General features: G+C 64.5%; 10 protein-coding genes. 4 read left to right on the top strand and 6 right to left on the bottom strand.

Annotated elements, in window-relative coordinates:
- Window positions 1-66 precede the first annotated feature (66 nt).
- Window positions 67-2,022 (bottom strand): molecular chaperone DnaK, encoded by a 1,956-nt coding sequence (gene dnaK, locus NCS00_RS02505; protein ID WP_008351469.1) that lies wholly within the window; start codon window positions 2,020-2,022, stop codon window positions 67-69.
- Window positions 2,023-2,232: 210 nt separating this feature from the next.
- The gene (grpE, locus tag NCS00_RS02500; protein ID WP_008351471.1) at window positions 2,233-2,835 is read right to left on the bottom strand and encodes a nucleotide exchange factor GrpE; all 603 of its coding nucleotides are present in this window, start codon (window positions 2,833-2,835) and stop codon (window positions 2,233-2,235) included.
- A gap of 360 nt (window positions 2,836-3,195) precedes the next feature.
- On the opposite strand from grpE, the gene NCS00_RS02495 reads away from it, so the two are divergent.
- Entirely contained in the window at window positions 3,196-3,357 is a 162-nt protein-coding gene (locus tag NCS00_RS02495; RefSeq protein ID WP_008351472.1) for a hypothetical protein, read from the top strand.
- On the opposite strand, the gene NCS00_RS02490 is transcribed toward NCS00_RS02495, so the two are convergent.
- The 3 genes from NCS00_RS02490 to hrcA form a co-directional block, all read right to left on the bottom strand.
- Window positions 3,329-3,736, bottom strand: coding sequence for an RNA-binding S4 domain-containing protein (locus NCS00_RS02490; protein WP_008351473.1), 408 nt, complete (start codon window positions 3,734-3,736; stop codon window positions 3,329-3,331). The two genes, NCS00_RS02495 and NCS00_RS02490, sit on opposite strands and share 29 nt — an antisense overlap.
- A gap of 25 nt (window positions 3,737-3,761) precedes the next feature.
- Window positions 3,762-4,829 carry a ferrochelatase gene (gene hemH / locus NCS00_RS02485; protein WP_008351474.1) on the bottom strand — a complete coding sequence of 356 codons (1,068 nt, stop codon included), beginning with the start codon at window positions 4,827-4,829 and terminating at the stop codon, window positions 3,762-3,764.
- A gap of 123 nt (window positions 4,830-4,952) precedes the next feature.
- Complete coding sequence (gene hrcA / locus NCS00_RS02480) at window positions 4,953-5,969, bottom strand: heat-inducible transcriptional repressor HrcA (protein ID WP_008351475.1); 1,017 nt, start codon at window positions 5,967-5,969, stop codon at window positions 4,953-4,955.
- Between the two features lie 186 nt (window positions 5,970-6,155).
- Here hrcA and NCS00_RS02475 point away from each other — a divergent pair, with 186 nt between their 5' ends.
- Window positions 6,156-7,052, top strand: coding sequence for an NAD kinase (locus NCS00_RS02475; protein WP_008351476.1), 897 nt, complete (start codon window positions 6,156-6,158; stop codon window positions 7,050-7,052).
- Window positions 7,053-7,082: 30 nt separating this feature from the next.
- Window positions 7,083-8,735: a DNA repair protein RecN gene (gene recN / locus NCS00_RS02470; RefSeq protein ID WP_034470661.1), complete on the top strand. Its 1,653-nt coding sequence runs from the start codon at window positions 7,083-7,085 to the stop codon at window positions 8,733-8,735.
- Between the two features lie 9 nt (window positions 8,736-8,744).
- Here recN and glnE read toward each other — a convergent pair whose 3' ends face one another.
- Window positions 8,745-11,543 (bottom strand): bifunctional [glutamate--ammonia ligase]-adenylyl-L-tyrosine phosphorylase/[glutamate--ammonia-ligase] adenylyltransferase, encoded by a 2,799-nt coding sequence (glnE, locus tag NCS00_RS02465; protein WP_034470659.1) that lies wholly within the window; start codon window positions 11,541-11,543, stop codon window positions 8,745-8,747.
- A 182-nt stretch (window positions 11,544-11,725) separates the two neighbouring features.
- Between glnE and NCS00_RS02460 the strand changes: the two genes are divergently transcribed.
- The gene (locus NCS00_RS02460; protein ID WP_250438995.1) at window positions 11,726-16,051 is read left to right on the top strand and encodes a YhdP family phospholipid transporter; all 4,326 of its coding nucleotides are present in this window, start codon (window positions 11,726-11,728) and stop codon (window positions 16,049-16,051) included.
- The last annotated feature ends 11 nt before the right edge of the window (window positions 16,052-16,062 follow it).

Genomic DNA, 16,062 nt, shown 5'->3' with positions numbered 1-16,062 from the left:
CCAACGCGTCCCGGTGATACCACCGAAAAGCGCGTGAATGTCGCCACTCACGCGCCCGATTCGGCGTTAGTCCTTCTTCACTTCCTTGAAGTCGGCGTCGACGACGTCATCGTGATGCTGGCTCGCGCCCGCATCCGCCGACGCGCCCGCGCCTGCCGCACCCGCGGCCGCGCTCGCCGCGCCTTGCTGCGCCTGCATGTCGGCGTACATCTTTTCGCCGAGCTTCTGCGAAGCCTGAGCCAGCGCCTCGACCTTTGCTTCGATCGTGGCCTTGTCGCTCGAGCTGCTCTTCAGCGCCTCTTCGAGGTCCTTCAGCGCCGCTTCGATCTTTTCCTTCTCCGAAGCGTCGACCTTGTCACCGTACTCCGCGACCGCCTTCTTCGTGCTGTGAACCAGCGCATCGCCCTGGTTGCGCGCGTCGGCCAGCTCACGCAGCTTGTGATCTTCCTCGGCGTTGGCTTCGGCGTCCTTCACCATCTTGTCGATTTCCGCGTCCGTCAGACCCGAGTTCGCCTTGATGGTGATCTTGTTTTCCTTGCCCGTCGCCTTGTCCTTCGCGCCAACGTGCAGAATGCCGTTCGCGTCGATGTCGAAGGTCACTTCGATCTGCGGCACGCCGCGCGGTGCGGGCGGAATGCCTTCGAGGTTGAACTCGCCGAGCAGCTTGTTGCCGACGGCCATTTCGCGCTCGCCCTGGAACACCTTGATCGTCACGGCGCCCTGGTTGTCGTCCGCCGTCGAATACACTTGCGAGTGCTTCGTCGGGATGGTCGTGTTCTTGTTGATCATCTTCGTCATCACACCGCCGAGCGTCTCGATACCGAGCGACAGCGGCGTCACGTCGAGCAGCAGCACGTCCTTGCGGTCGCCCGACAGAACCTGGCCTTGAATCGCGGCGCCCACGGCGACGGCTTCGTCCGGGTTCACGTCACGGCGCGGATCCTTGCCGAAGAATTCCTTCACCTTCTCCTGCACCTTCGGCATACGCGTCATGCCGCCGACGAGAATCACGTCGTCGATGTCGCCGACCTTCACGCCCGCATCCTTGATCGCGATGCGGCACGGTTCGATCGTGCGCTCGATCAGCTCTTCGACGAGCGCTTCGAGCTTGGCACGCGTGAACTTGAGGTTCAGGTGCTTCGGACCGGACGCGTCCGCCGTGATGTACGGCAGGTTGATGTCGGTCTGAGCCGTCGACGACAGTTCGATCTTCGCCTTTTCAGCGGCTTCCTTCAGGCGTTGCAGCGCGAGCACGTCCTTGGACAGGTCGACGCCCTGCTCCTTCTTGAACTCGCCGATGATGTAATCGATGATGCGCTGGTCGAAGTCTTCACCGCCGAGGAACGTATCGCCGTTCGTCGACAGCACTTCGAACTGCATTTCGCCGTCCACGTCCGCGATCTCGATGATCGAGATGTCGAACGTGCCGCCGCCCAAGTCGAACACGGCGATCTTGCGGTCGCCCTTTTCGGCCTTGTCGAGACCGAACGCGAGCGCGGCCGCGGTCGGCTCGTTGATGATGCGCTTCACTTCCAGACCGGCGATGCGGCCCGCGTCCTTCGTTGCCTGACGCTGGCTGTCGTTGAAGTACGCCGGAACCGTGATGACGGCTTCCGTCACCGGCTCGCCGAGGTAGTCTTCAGCGGTCTTCTTCATCTTGCGCAGGACTTCAGCCGAAACCTGCGACGGCGCGAGGTTCTTGCCGTGCGCTTCGACCCATGCATCGCCGTTGTCGTGCTTGACGATCTTGTAGGGCATCAGGTTGATGTCCTTCTGCACTTCCTTCTCGTCGAAGCGGCGGCCGATCAGGCGCTTGACCGCGTACAGCGTGTTCTTCGGATTGGTGACCGACTGGCGCTTCGCAGGCGCGCCGACGAGGATCTCGTTGTCATCCATGTACGCGATGATCGACGGCGTGGTGCGCGCGCCTTCCGAGTTCTCGATGACCTTGACCTGATTGCCTTCCATCAGCGCCACGCACGAGTTCGTGGTGCCGAGGTCGATACCGATGATTCTGCCCATTTTTTATCCTCTCCTAGCTTTGATCGCAGTGGCGTTGCGGCCGGCCTTTCGATGCCGGCTTTTGCCGATTTACCGGGCCGAACGCCCAAAATTCATACCTGTACGCAAGATAAGAGCGTCAGTTTCGATTTCAAGACCCTGCAAACGATACGGTCTATAAGTTTTTTTGTGCGGCGACCGACACGGCCGGCACGTACGCCGCGAGACCGATTACTTCGGCGCGGCGACGGTCACGAGCGCCGGACGCAGCACGCGGTCGGCGATGACGTAGCCCTTCTGCAGCACCGTGACGACAGTATTCGGGTCTTGTTCCGCCGGAACCATCGAGATGGCCTGATGGCGATGCGGATCGAATTTTTCGCCGACCGGGTTCACCGCGATCACGCGGCCTTTCTCCAACGCGCCCGTCAGTTGACGCAGCGTCAGTTCGACGCCTTCGCGAACCTTGGCGACATCCGTCGACTGGTCGGCGAGCGCGGCTTCCAGGCTGTCGAGCACCGGAAGCAGGTTCTCCGCAAAATTTTCGATGGCGAATTTATGCGCCTTCGCGACATCTTCCTGACTGCGGCGGCGCACGTTCTCGGTTTCGGCCTTCGCGCGCAGGAAGTCTTCCTTGAGCGCGGCGATGGTGGCCTGCGCTTCGGCGAGCGCAGCTTCGGCCTCATTCGGCGCGGCTTGCGGCGCGGCGGCGGCATCAGCCGGTGCGCCTTGGGACGCGGGAGCCGCCGCGCTGGTCGGGTCGGCGGACTGGCGCGCGTTATCGTCGGCGGGCGTTGCGTTCTGGCTCGCTGGATTCTCTTGCGTGTTTTCCATGTCGCTGAATATGTATTGCAGTGAGTTGAATCGGCTGCGAAAGCGGCCAGACCGAAAGTCGGACGCATTTTTCGCACTAACGGCCGAAATGAGGGCGCCGAAAGCTTTTTCAAGCCTTCGAAACGGTTTTTCGGACAAATCTCGACAGCAAGGTGGCGCCGCAATGGCTCGTAATACAGACTTCGCCGCGGCGCGCGATTTTCGGATTGAGGGAAAGCCCTGAGTCGCCTACACTTCAAAAAAGCAGCGCAGGACGCACGTTAACCCTAATCCTACGAATTGCTTCAAACCGCTTTCAGCCCTTGCCCGTTTCCTGATCCGGCCGCCTTCTGACCGGGCAACCCGCTTCCCGGGGATACCATGAAACTGACCTTTGCTATCGCGGTGGTCGCCCTGGTACTCGTCGCGGGAACGACCACCATCTGCATGTCCGGCGTCGTGACCGAACGTACCACCGAGTACGGCGGCGTTCACGCGACCATCGAAAGCTACTTCAATCCGAACGAGAAAATTTGTCGATAGTGCGCCGGTCGCGCTTCGTCGGCCTTCCCTGCAGTTCCGCTGCGGGCTCGCGGAAATTCTTGCGGCGCTCGGCCTCGGCCATGCGTTTCGCACGGCCTTCCCCGGTTTCGGCATAGAGCGTCTGGGCGACCGGCGCCGGGCCGCGCACATCGCATATCCCGAGCACTTCGACCTGCCACACCAGCCGTTCGATATCGATCTCGACGATATCGCCGACGCGCACGTCCTTAGACGGCTTCACATTCGCCCCGCCGATCTTCACGCGGCCTTTCTCGACCGCATCGCTCGCGAGCGAACGCGTCTTGAAGAAACGCGCTGCCCAAAGCCACTTATCGATGCGCAAACGCGCGCCAGGTTCCGTCGAAATCTTGTAGTTCATGGGTGAATGCCTGAAAAAGCCGCGCTCAGGCCACTGCGCTGAGCGGCTGCACAGTCTGCACGGGCCATCCCTGAAGATGTTGCGCGGCGATCTCGCCCAGTGCCTTGATCCACGCGGGCGCTGAGTTCAGGCAGGCAATCCGGTGAAAATGCTTGCCGCCCGCCTTCAGAAATTCGTCGCGCACCTCGATGCCGATTTCCTCGATCGTCTCGAGACAATCCGCCGTGAAGCCGGGACAGAACACGTCCACACGAGAAACGCCGCCCGCGCCGAGCTCCGCGACCGTCGGCGCGGTGTACGGCTGAAGCCACTCCGCCCGCCCAAAGCGCGACTGGAACGTCACGCGGCATTCGACCGGCGTAAGCCCGAGCGCGGCCATGAGCAACGAACCGGTCAGCTGGCACTGGTCGTGATACGGATCGCCGAGATCCATCGTGCGCTTCGGCACGCCGTGGAAGCTCAGCACAAGCTTGTCGCCCGCGGCGAAATCCGGCTGGCCGTGATGCCGCCAATAGTCGCGCACCTGCTCCGCGAGCGCCGCGATATACGCCGGATGATCGGCGTAATGGCGGATCGTGCGGATTTCCGGCTGATTGCGCACGCGCTTGAGCGCGGCGAACGCGTCGTCGAACGCGGTGGCCGTCGTGGACGACGAGTATTGCGGATACATCGGCAACAGGAGAATGCGGTCGGCGCCTTCGAGCTTCAGCTGATTGAGCATCGCGCCGATGCCCGGCGTGCCGTAGCGCATCGCATAGTCGACGATGACGTGATAGTCGTTCGCCGCGAAGAGCCGCCGCAAGCCGTCGACCTGCTTTTCCGTATGCACGCGCAGCGGCGAGCCTTCGGGCATCCACACTTGCGCGTACTTCTTCGCCGATGCGCGCCCGCGAAACGGCAGGATCAGGCCGCGCAGAATGAATTGCCACACGAATGACGGAATTTCGACGACGCGCGGATCGGACAGGAATTGCGCCAGATACTTGCGCACCGCCCGCGGCGTGGGCGCGTCCGGCGTGCCGAGATTGATCAGCAGCACCGCGACGCGATGCGAAGCGCTGGGCTGCGAGGGCAACTCGAGGTCGAAACGCATAAGGGAAGCGAGCCTGAAGATGGTCGTCGGAAAAGTTGAGGACCATTATAGCGGCGCGTTTCCGGACGCATCATTGGCCGAACGGCCTAGTGGCGCGCTCTTTCGCGGCGCGCCAAGATGGCGTCACTGATGACTGAGCGACATCGACAGCAAACGCGCGGTGATATCGACGATCGGAATCACGCGGTTGTACGCCATGCGCGTCGGGCCGATCACGCCGAGCGTGCCGACGATCTTCCCGTTGACCTCGTATGGCGCCGTCACGACGCTCATTTCCTCGATCGGCACGAGATTGCTTTCTCCGCCGATGAAAATCTGCACGCCTTGCGCGTGACTCGATACATCCAGCAATTGCAGGAGGCTCGTCTTTTGGTCGAACAAATCGAAAAGCTTGCGCAGCCGCGCCATGTCGGACGAAAGGTCCGCCACTTCGAGCAGGTTGCGCTCGCCGGAAATCAGCACGGTGTCAGTGGGGTCCGTCTCGGCGGTGCTCGCGACCACGGCCGCCTGCATGAGCGCGGTCATGTCGCCGCGCAACTGGTCGATTTCCTCGCGCAAACGGCGGCGTACTTCGTCGAAGGACAGGCCCGCGAAATGCGCGTTGATGTAATTGGAGGCTTCTACGAGTTGCGAAGGCGAATAGTCGCGTTGCGTGGCCATCATGCGGTTCTGCACGTCGCCTTCGGGCGTCACGATGATGAGCAGAATGCGCTTGTCCGACAGCCGCATGAACTCGATCTGCTTGAACATGTGGCTCCGGCGCGGCGTGAGCACGACGCCCGCGAACGAAGACAGATTGGACAGCACGCTCGCCGCCGCCGCGACGATCTTCTGCGGCTCCTCGCCTTGCAGGCGAGTCTTGACCGCGGTGGTCATGGCCTCGTCTTGCGGTGCTTCTACAGTCAGCATCGTGTCGACGAAGAGCCGGTAGCCGCGCGGCGTGGGAATGCGTCCCGCCGACGTATGCGGGCTCGCGACCAGCCCGAGGTCTTCGAGATCCGACATGACGTTGCGGATGGTCGCGGGGCTCAGTTCGAGGCCGGAATGACGTGATAACGTGCGCGAACCGACCGGCTGACCTTCGGCGATGTAGCGCTCGATCAACGTTTTGAGGAGGGTTTGTGCACGTGGGTCTAGCATGGGGAAATTTTAGCTCAACGTGTCGGATAGCGGCGAGCCGCGCCGGGTGGTCGGCATTCAACGTCCGCTCCATTCTAGCGACAAACGGCGAGCCTGCCCGCGTCATGCCGCACGGTCTCGTCGCGGCGCGCCCGGCGGCCATCGCCCACGGTTCTTTTCGCTCTCTGACTATGGTGTAATGCCGGCATGGAAATTGGCCAATTCAAGACCGTCGCCCTCGTGGGGCGCACCAACACGCCGGGCATCGAGGCGCCGCTGAGATCGCTCGCCGATCTCCTCAGGAGCCAGGGCTTCGAGGTCGTCTTCGAGGCGGGCACCGCGAAGGACGTCGGCGTGACGGAGTTCCCGGCGCTCTCCATCGCGGAGATGGGCGCGCGCGCGGACGTTGCAATCGTGCTCGGCGGCGACGGCACGATGCTCGGCATCGGACGGCAGCTCGCGCCGTATAAAACACCGCTCATCGGCGTGAATCATGGCCGGCTCGGCTTCATCACCGACATTCCGCTCAAGGCGATGCAGGAAATCGTCCCGCAAATGCTCGCCGGCCAGTTCGAGCGCGAGGAACGCAGCCTGCTCGAAGCGCGCATCGTGCGCAACGACAAGCCGATCTACCACGCGCTCGCGTTCAACGACGTCGTGGTGAATCGCAGCGGCTTCTCCGGCATGGCGGAGCTGCGCGTGTCGGTGGACGGCCACTTCATGTACAACCAGCGTTCCGACGGACTGATCGTCGCGACGCCGACCGGCTCGACCGCCTACGCGCTGTCGTCGGCGGGGCCGATCCTGCATCCGCAATTGCAGGGCTTCGTGCTCGTGCCGATCGCGCCGCATTCGCTGTCGAACCGGCCGATCGTGCTGCCCGACGATTCGAAAGTGACCATTCAGATCATCGGCGGTCGCGACGTCAACGTGAACTTCGACATGCAGTCGTTCACCGCCGTCGAACTGAACGACGCGATTGAAGTGCGGCGCTCGAAGCATACGGTGCCGGTGCTGCATCCGGTCGGCTACAGCACGTACGCCACGCTGCGCAAGAAGCTGCACTGGAACGAGCATCCGTCGCAGGATTCGTCCGCTCTCTGATCTGCCAGAACTTCCTTCCCCGAAGCGTCCATGCTCCGTCATCTTTCCATTCGAGATTTCGTCATCGTCGCCACGCTGGATATCGATTTCGATCCAGGCTTCACGGTCTTTTCGGGTGAAACCGGCGCGGGCAAGTCGATCCTCATCGACGCCCTCGCGCTAACGCTCGGCGCGCGCGGCGACGCGAGCGTCGTGCGCGCCGGTCAGGCGCGCGCCGACATCACCGCCGAATTTTCGACGCATCCGCTCGTCGTGCGCTGGCTGGACGAACACGCGCTCACGCAGGATGCCGATTCGGTCATGCTGCGGCGGGTGATCGATTCGGGCGGCCGCTCGCGAGCGTTCATCAATGGCACGCCCGCGACGCTCGCGCAGTTGCGCGAAGTCGGCGAAATGCTCGTCGATATCCACGGCCAGCACGCGCATCAATTGTTGATGCGACCGGACGCGCAACGCGAACTCTTCGACACGCACGCGCAGTTGCTCGACACGGCCGGCGCGGTGAATCGTGCCTGGCGCGCGATGCGCGACGCGCAGCAAGCCGTCGAGACCGCCCAGAATCGCGACCGCGAGCTGCAACTGGAACGCGAGCGTCTCGCGTGGCAACTGAGCGAGTTCGACAAGCTCGCGCCGCAGCCCGGCGAATGGGAAGAAGTGAGCGCGGAGCATCATCGGCTGTCGCATTCGGCGAGTCTCATCGACGGCGTGCAGGGTGCGCTCGGCGCGCTCTCCGAATCCGACGAAGCGATGATCTCGCAGCTCGGCGCTATCATCTCGAAGCTGCGCGGCCTGTCCGATATCGATCCCGCGTTGAACGACGTGCTCGCGTCGCTCGAACCGGCGGAAATCCAGTTGCAGGAAGCGTCGTATTCGCTATCGCACTATGCGCAGCGGCTGGAGCTCGATCCTGACCGGCTCGCGCAAGTCGAAAGACGCATGGAGCAACTGCACTCGACCGCGCGCAAGTTCCGCCTTCAACCCGAAACGCTGCCGGAAGAACACGACGCGCGCCGCCGCCAGCTCGCCGAACTCGATGCCGCCGCCGATCTCGATGCGCTCAACGCCGCCGCCGAGAAAGCGAAGAGCGAATATCTCGCGCAAGCCAAGGTGCTGTCCAAGGCGCGCGCGAAGGCCGCGAAAAATCTGTCGAAAGCGGTCACGGAAGGCATGCAGGAGCTGTCGATGGCAGGCGGCAGCTTCGAGGTCGCGCTCGTGCCGCTCGCCGAAGGCGGCGCGAACGGGCTGGAGCAGATCGAATTCCGCGTCGCGGGACACGCGGGCGTCGCGCTGCGGCCGCTCGCGAAAGTCGCGTCGGGCGGCGAACTGGCGCGCATCAGTCTTGCGCTCGCCGTCATCGCGAGCACGGCGAGTCCGACGCCCACGCTCATCTTCGACGAAGTGGACACGGGCATCGGCGGCGGCGTCGCGGAAGTGGTCGGGCGTCTGTTGCATCAGCTCGGCCGCGACCGTCAGGTGCTGTGCGTCACGCACTTGCCGCAAGTGGCCGCGCGTGGCGATCAGCATTTCCAGGTCGCGAAATCGTCGGACGATGCGGGCGGCACGGTGAGCACGGTAAAGCAACTCGATCGCGCAAAACGCGTGGAAGAAGTCGCGCGCATGCTCGGCGGTCTCGAAATCACCGCGACCACCCGCAAGCACGCGAAGGAAATGCTGGCGGCTTAAGCATCCGCGTCAGCCCGCCGACGCCACTGCGAACACGCGGTCCCACAGCGCCGTCACCGCGTCGCGTTCGGTCTGAACCGTGGCCGGATCGACGCGCGCCTTTTCCATACCGTCGAGCCGCAGCGTGTGCTGCAGCTTGCGGTAATGGCGATACGCCGCGCCGATCGCATCGGCTTCTGCTTCGGCGATCAATCCGCTTTTCGCGGCGATCTTCAACAGCGTGATATTCCCCGCGTTGCGCAGAAACTCGCGATGCTCGCGCGCGTGCAGCAACACCCAGTACTGAACGATGAACTCGATATCGACCATGCCGCCGCGATCGTGCTTCAGATCGAACAGGTCGCTGCGATTCGGATGGCCATCGGCGACGCGCTGGCGCATCGACACGATCTCGCGCGCAAGCGCGGCCGCGTCGCGTTCCATGACGAGCACGTCGGCGCGAATCTGCTCGAACTCCGCGCCGATTTCGGCATCGCCCGCGCTGTAGCGTGCGCGCGAAAGCGCCTGATGCTCCCAGACCCACGCCGTGTTCGCCGCGTCGCCCTCGCGAATCTGATAGCGGCGAAACGATGCGAGGTCGGTCACGAGCAGGCCCGATTCGCCATTCGGCCGCAGACGCAAGTCGACGTCGAAGAGCGTGCCCGCGCCCGTCGCCGACGTGAGCCACGTAATGAGGCGGCGCGTGAACATCGCGTAGATGTCGGAGGCCGCGTCGTCGGGATCGTCGTACAGAAAGATGAGGTCGAGGTCCGACGCGTAGCCCAGTTCCTTGCCGCCGAGCTTTCCGTACGCGATGACCGCAAAGCGCGGCGTCTCGCGATGCCGCTTCGGGAACTGCTTCCACACGGTCTGCACGGTGACGTCGAGCACGGCGTCGGCGAGTTCGGAGAGACGGTCGCTCACGTGCTCGACGCTCAGATGCCCGGCGAGATCGATCAGCAGAATGCGAAATACTTCGGCCTGATGCGCGTGACGCAGCAGATCCATTTGATGTTCCGCGTCCTCGGCGGCATCGAGCCGTGCGATCAGCGAGCGTTTGAACGCGGCCCAGTCGAACGGGCTGGCGATGGCTTCGTCGTCGAGCAATTCATCGAGCAATTGCGGATGGCGGATCAGATAGCCCGCCGCCCAGCGCGACCCCGACAGCACCGAGAGCACGCGCGCGAGCGCCGCCGGATATTCGGTCAGCAGCGCGAGATACGCGCCGCGCTTGGCCGTCGCTTCGAGCAGATCGAAAAGCCGCATGATGGTGTCGGCGCGGCGCGGCGCATCGATCGACTGCACGGCTTCTATCGAGCGTTGAGCGACGATATCGAAGCGTTCGCGGCTCTGCGACGGCAAGCCGGCGTAACGCGCCGAATTCCACACGCCCGTCAGACGTGCGAGCACCGGCGCCGGGTCCGCGAAGCCGAGTTCCATGAGGCGCGCGGCGAGCTCTTCCTGCGCGGAATCGTCGGCGAGCGCGCCGCTCCAGATCCACGACGCCACCGAATCCTCCGCGACGCCGCAGCCGCCCTGCCCGCTCACCTTGTCGGCGAAGATCGCGTCGAACTGCTGCTCGACGAGCTCGCGATGCGCGTCGAGTGTTTCCATCAGCGCGGCGTAGTCCGCGAAGCCGAGCGATTTCGCGAGCAACGCGCGCTCGTCGTCGGCGACGGGCATCGCGTGCGTCTGTGCATCGTTGCGGTATTGCAGCCGGTGCTCGACCGTGCGCAAAAAGAGATAAGCGTCGGACAGCGCCTTGCACACCTGCGGCGCGAGCAGGCCATGCGCAGCGGCGCGTTCGAGCACCGCGAGCGTCGGACGAATGCGGAAATCCGCTGCCTGTCCGCCTCGAATCAACTGAAATACTTGCGCGCTGAATTCGATCTCACGAATGCCGCCGCGTCCGAGCTTGATGTCGTCGGCCTTGTCGGGGCGCATCGACGCGCGCCGCCGCGCTTCCTGCCGAATCTGCTGATGCAGCGAGCGGATCGCGGCGATCACGCCGTAATCGAGATAGCGCCGGTAGATGAAGGGCGTCGCGATGGCTTCGAGCTGCTTCGCGAGACGCTTCGCCGAATCGCTCTTCGTCTCCGAGATGAGCCGGCCCTTGATCCACGCGTAGCGCTCCCATTCGCGGCCCTGCACGTAGAAATACTCTTCGAGCATGCCGAGACTGCACACGAGCGGGCCGGAGTCGCCGTTGGGACGCAGCCGCATGTCGACGCGAAAGACGTAGCCGTCTTGCGTCATTTCCGCGAGCGCGCCGATCAGCCGCCGGCCGAGCCGTGTGAAGAATTCCTGCGTCGGGAGTGCCGAGCGCGTGCCGCCCGAGGTTTCGCCGTCCTCTTCGTAGACGAAGATCAGATCGATATCCGACGATGCGTTCAGCTCGCGCCCGCCCAGCTTGCCCATGCCGACGACGCCGAGCGTGAGCCGCTCGCCGTCCGGTCCGCGCGGCTCGCCGAAGAGCGCTTCGAGATCGGCCGACAGCACCGCCAGCGCGCGCTGCACCGTGACTTCGGCGAGATCGGTCATCGCGCCGGTGACTTCGGCGACATCGGCGGTGCCCGCGAGATCGCGCTCCATCACCGTGCAGAAGACTTCGGTCCGCAAGCGGCGCAACGCGGTCTTGAGCGCGGCTTCATCGAGCACGCCGCTTTCGGTGCAAGGCGTGCAGTGCGCGTCCAGCCGCGCTTCGATCCACCCACGCGTGATGCGCGTCTGCGCCCATTGCGCGACATTCGACGCCAGTTCGGGACGCGCCGAGTACGCGCGCGCCGCATAGTTGGAATAATCGGAACTGAGAAGAGTTGCGTCGGTCATGAAAGGTTAGGTTCGCTCATTGCTTCCGGAAAGGCATCGCGGTATAACACCGCGCCGCAAGTCTTGCCGGGCGCGGCTCAGCGAGCCTCCACGAGTGCGCAGGCAGCGGCCGTCGCCGCAATGCCCGTGTTACATTTCAGCGTCAAACACGCAAAACTACCATATCGCCGAACAGCAGCAGCATGTCCGACAGCAGACGATCCGTCGACCCGACCGAAGTTGGACAAGCCAGGCCCAGCGGCAACGCCGAGCGCGTGCTTGCGCGCGTCTTCAAATTCCTTCTCGTCATTGCGGCCATCGCGTATTTCGCGGTGGCGGGCGTGTATGTCGGCCTGCGCTATATCGTCATGCCGCAGGTCGATTCGTTCCGGCCGCGGATCGAGCAACTCGTCTCATCGCAGATTCACGCCCAGTTGCGCATCGGCAGGATTTCCGCGCGATGGTCCGGGCTCTCGCCGACGATCGATATCGACAACCTGCGCATCGACGCCGCCGATGGCTCGCCGGGCCTCGCCGTGCCGCACGCGAGCGCGAGCATCGCGTGGGGATCGCTGCTGCATCTGCGGCCCAAGCTCGCCGATCTGACCGTCGACGGACCCGATGTCATCATCGCGCGCAACGCCGATGGCGCGGTTACTGTCGCGGGCGTGCCGATTCCCACGCATCGCACCGGTTCGAACGCATTCACGACCTGGCTGCTCGGCCAGGACCGCATTCTTCTGCGCGATGGCACGCTGCGCTGGCGCGACGCGCAGCGCGCCGCGCCCGAGATCGCGTTCAAGCGCCTGCACCTCGCGATCGTCAACGACGGCGCGCGTCATCGGCTTGCGCTCAAGGCGCCCGCCGATGGCGACGTGCTGCACGGCCCGCTCGATTTCCGCGCGGACTTCCGTCATCAACCCTTCTCGGCGATGGGCGCGCCCGCGAACTGGACCGGCCGTCTCTACGTTTCGACCGGTCCCGTCGATCTGCCGACGCTCGCGCGCTACGTGAAGCTGCCGTTCCAGATGTACAGCGGCCGCATCAACAACCAGATCTGGCTGAACTTCGCGGGCGGCCAATTGCAGAACGCGACCGGCGACCTGACCGGCGCGAACGTCGCGCTGCGCACGCGCCCGACGCAGCCGCGCCTCGATCTTCCGATCGCCAGCTTCAACTGGAACATCGACAAAAGCGACAACGCGTACACGCTCGATCTGCGCGACCTGCACGCGGAGTTCGGCCAGTTGCCGCTCGACGACGGCACGCCGGTCGCGCGTCTGCTCGTGTCGCGCGCGCTGACGGCCACGTACCGGCTGCCTTCGGTCGGCAAGGGGCAATTGCTGCGGCTGACGGGCGATAGCGTCGATATCGGCATCCTCGCGGAATTCGCGCGTGCGCTGCCGCTGCCGGCGAAGATCCTCAACGAGCTCGTGCGCTTCAATCCGCGCGGCCAGGTGTCCGATTACACGATCTACACCGAGCGCGCCGCGCCGAAGACCGAGGAAGAAGCGCAGCAGCAGCGCAAGAAAGGCGACGCGCCGCTTCTGCACTACGCGTTCAAGGGCGATCTCAACGGCCTGAGCGTGCAGGCGCAGGAGCCGCCGCCCGGGCTCACGATCAACAACCATCCGCGCGCGGGCATTCCGGGCGTCGAGAATCTGTGGGGCAGCGTCGACGCGAACGAGAAAGGCGGCCACATCACGATCGACACGAAGAACGTCGCCGTCACCGTTCCCGGCGCGTTCGACGATCCGCGCCTCGTCTTCGATTCGCTGCAAGGCCGCGCGCGCTGGACCGTCGCCGATGCGATCGCGCCCGGCGAACTGCGCCGCGCGTTCACGCTGCATCTGGAGACGCTGCGCGTGAAGAACGCGGATGCCGAAGGCGAGGCCACCGCGGACTACTGGAATCAGGGCCACGGGCGCGGCAATCTCGATCTGAAGGCGAAGGTCTCGCATCTGAAAGTGACGAGTCTCGTGCGCTATCTGCCGACGAGCCTCAACGAGCGCGTGCGCGTCTATCTCGGCCATGCGCTGCAGGCGGGCGTCGCGAAGAACGGGACGATCGAAGTGCACGGCGATCTCACGCGCTTTCCGTACGCGAAATTTCCCGATGCGGGCATCTTCCGCATCGAGGCGCCGTTCACCGGCGGCAAGTTCGATCCCACGCCCTTCCCGCCGCGCAAGATGGCCAACGGCCTGCCGAACTTCTGGCCGGCGTTCGAGGGTATCGACGGGACGTTCACGCTCGCGCAGAACAAGCTCGGCTTCGATATCGGCCGCGGGCATTATCGTGGCGTGAAGGTCTCGAAGGTCGTCGGGCGCATCGACGATACGGGCAATCGCGAAACCAAGCTGTGGATCGACGGCAAGGCGCGCGGCCCGCTCGCCGACATGCTGAAGTACGTCGACGACAGCTCGCTCGGCCTGATGGCGAAGCACGCGACCCGCAAGATCGACGCAAAAGGCAACGCGGATCTCGCGCTCACGCTCGGCATTCCGCGCTATCGGCCGCCCGCGCCGCAGCCGCCGATCAAGCCGGAGTACAAAGGCTCGCTCACCTTCGCCGACAACGAAGTCAGGTACGCCAATCTGCCGCCGCTCTCGCATCTGCGCGGCCGTGCCGATTTCGCCGCGAAAACCGTCACGCTCAATGGCCTCTCGGCGCAATTGCTCGGCGGCGATGTGCGCGCCAAGGGCGGCGTGCAGGCGGACGGCAGCTATGCGTTCGACGTGAACGGACGCATCGGCGCGGATGCCGCGGGCCGCCTCAACAAGCCGATGACGCCGCAAGTCGCGGCTTTCATGAAGCGCATCGACGGCGCCGCGCCTTACGAGATGCACGTTCACGGCGCCAAGAACGCGCTGCCGGTCGTGCAGGCGAGTTCGGATCTGACCGGACTCGGCATCGATCTGCCCGCGCCGTTCGGCAAGGCGAAAGGCGCGCCGATGCCGCTCACCTTCAGCTTCCAGCCATCATCGGGCGGCGCGCCGGATCTGCATGACGCGCAGTTGAACGTCGGCCCGGTGGCCGCGCATTACGTGTTTCAGCAGATCGGCAAGGCTCAGGTCAAGATCGATCCGCAGAACGTCGCCGAGCCGATGAACATGCGCGCGCGCGTGAAGGTCGTGCGCGGCGCGATCGGCCTGAACAAGCCGGCGGATTTGCCGGCCGAAGGCGTGAGCGCGACCGCCGATCTGAACGAATTCGATGCCGATGCCTGGCGCAAGACTTTCGCCGAACTCAGCGCCGCGATGCCTGACTCGCCCGCCGACTCGCCCGCCGACGCGAACGCGCCGCGCGCACCGATGAGCGAGAACGTGAAGCAATTCATCCCAACGCGCGCCGCCATCCATTTCACGACGCTCAATCTGCTCGACCGGCGCTGGGAGAACGTCGCGATTGCCGCGAGTGAAAGCGAGACCGGTCGCACATGGCAAGCGAACATCGCGTCGAATCAGATGTCGGGCGATGTCTCGTGGACGCCCGGCGCGAAGAAGGAAAGCCCGGGCGCGTTGCAGGCGCGCTTCGCGAAGATCGTGATTCCGGAGAAGAAGGAGCACGATGCCGCCGGCAAGCTCGTGATGAAGCCGCCGCGCAACATGCCGACGATCGATCTCATCGTGAACGAGATCGTGTTGCGCGACCACGACCTCGGCCGGCTCGAAGTCGACGCACATAACGAAGTCATCGCCGATGAGCCGATCTGGACGCTCGACAAACTCGAACTCGCGAACCCCGACGCGACGCTCACCGCGAACGCGACGTGGCGCACGCTGCCGGGCGGCGTCGTGCAGGCCGCCGCGCAACCGGACGCGATGCGCAGTCAGGCCGATGACGTCACTCCGCGCCGCACGTCGCTCAACTTCAAGCTCGACGTGAAGAACGGCGGCCAGTTGATCGACCGTTTCGGCGCGCCGCACGTGGTCGGTTCGGGCAGCGGAACCGTGTCGGGTCACGCGGCGTGGAACGGCGGGCCGACTGCCGTCGACGTGAACACGCTCGATGGCAACGTCGCCGTCGATCTGCGTCACGGGCAGATTCTGCGTGCGCCGGGCTCGGCGAAGTGGCTCGGCGTCTTCAGCCTGCGCAGTCTCGCGAGCCTGTTGACGCTGCATTTCGAGGATGTCGTCGGCAAGGGCCTGCCGTTCGAGAAGATCACCGGCAACGCGACGATCGTCGATGGCATCAGCCGCACGGACGACTTCCTGATGGTCACGTCGCCGGCGCGCGTGCAGATGCAGGGCATCGTCGATATGCCGAAGCAGACGCAAGACCTCCACGTCAAGGTGATTCCGACCGTCGGCGCCGGCGCGGTCGCACTGGGCGCGGCGGTCATCAATCCGCTGCTCGGCCTCGGCGCGCTCGCCGCCGATCTCGCGCTGTCGGCGTCGATTCAGAAAGCGTTCGCGCTCGACTATTCGATCACCGGCTCGTGGAGCAAACCCGTCGTTAAGCGGCTCACTGGCGATCAGGGTAAGATCGAAACACCCCCCGCCGCCGTGGCTCCGGCCGCTGCCCGCTGAAAACGGGCGTT

Origin of the sequence: Caballeronia sp. AZ1_KS37 (assembly GCF_023631165.1) — a bacterium.
In the GTDB taxonomy this organism is placed as follows: domain Bacteria; phylum Pseudomonadota; class Gammaproteobacteria; order Burkholderiales; family Burkholderiaceae; genus Caballeronia; species Caballeronia zhejiangensis.
Note: the sequence above shows the minus strand (reverse complement) of the source record. Positions and strands in the feature narration are given on the sequence as shown.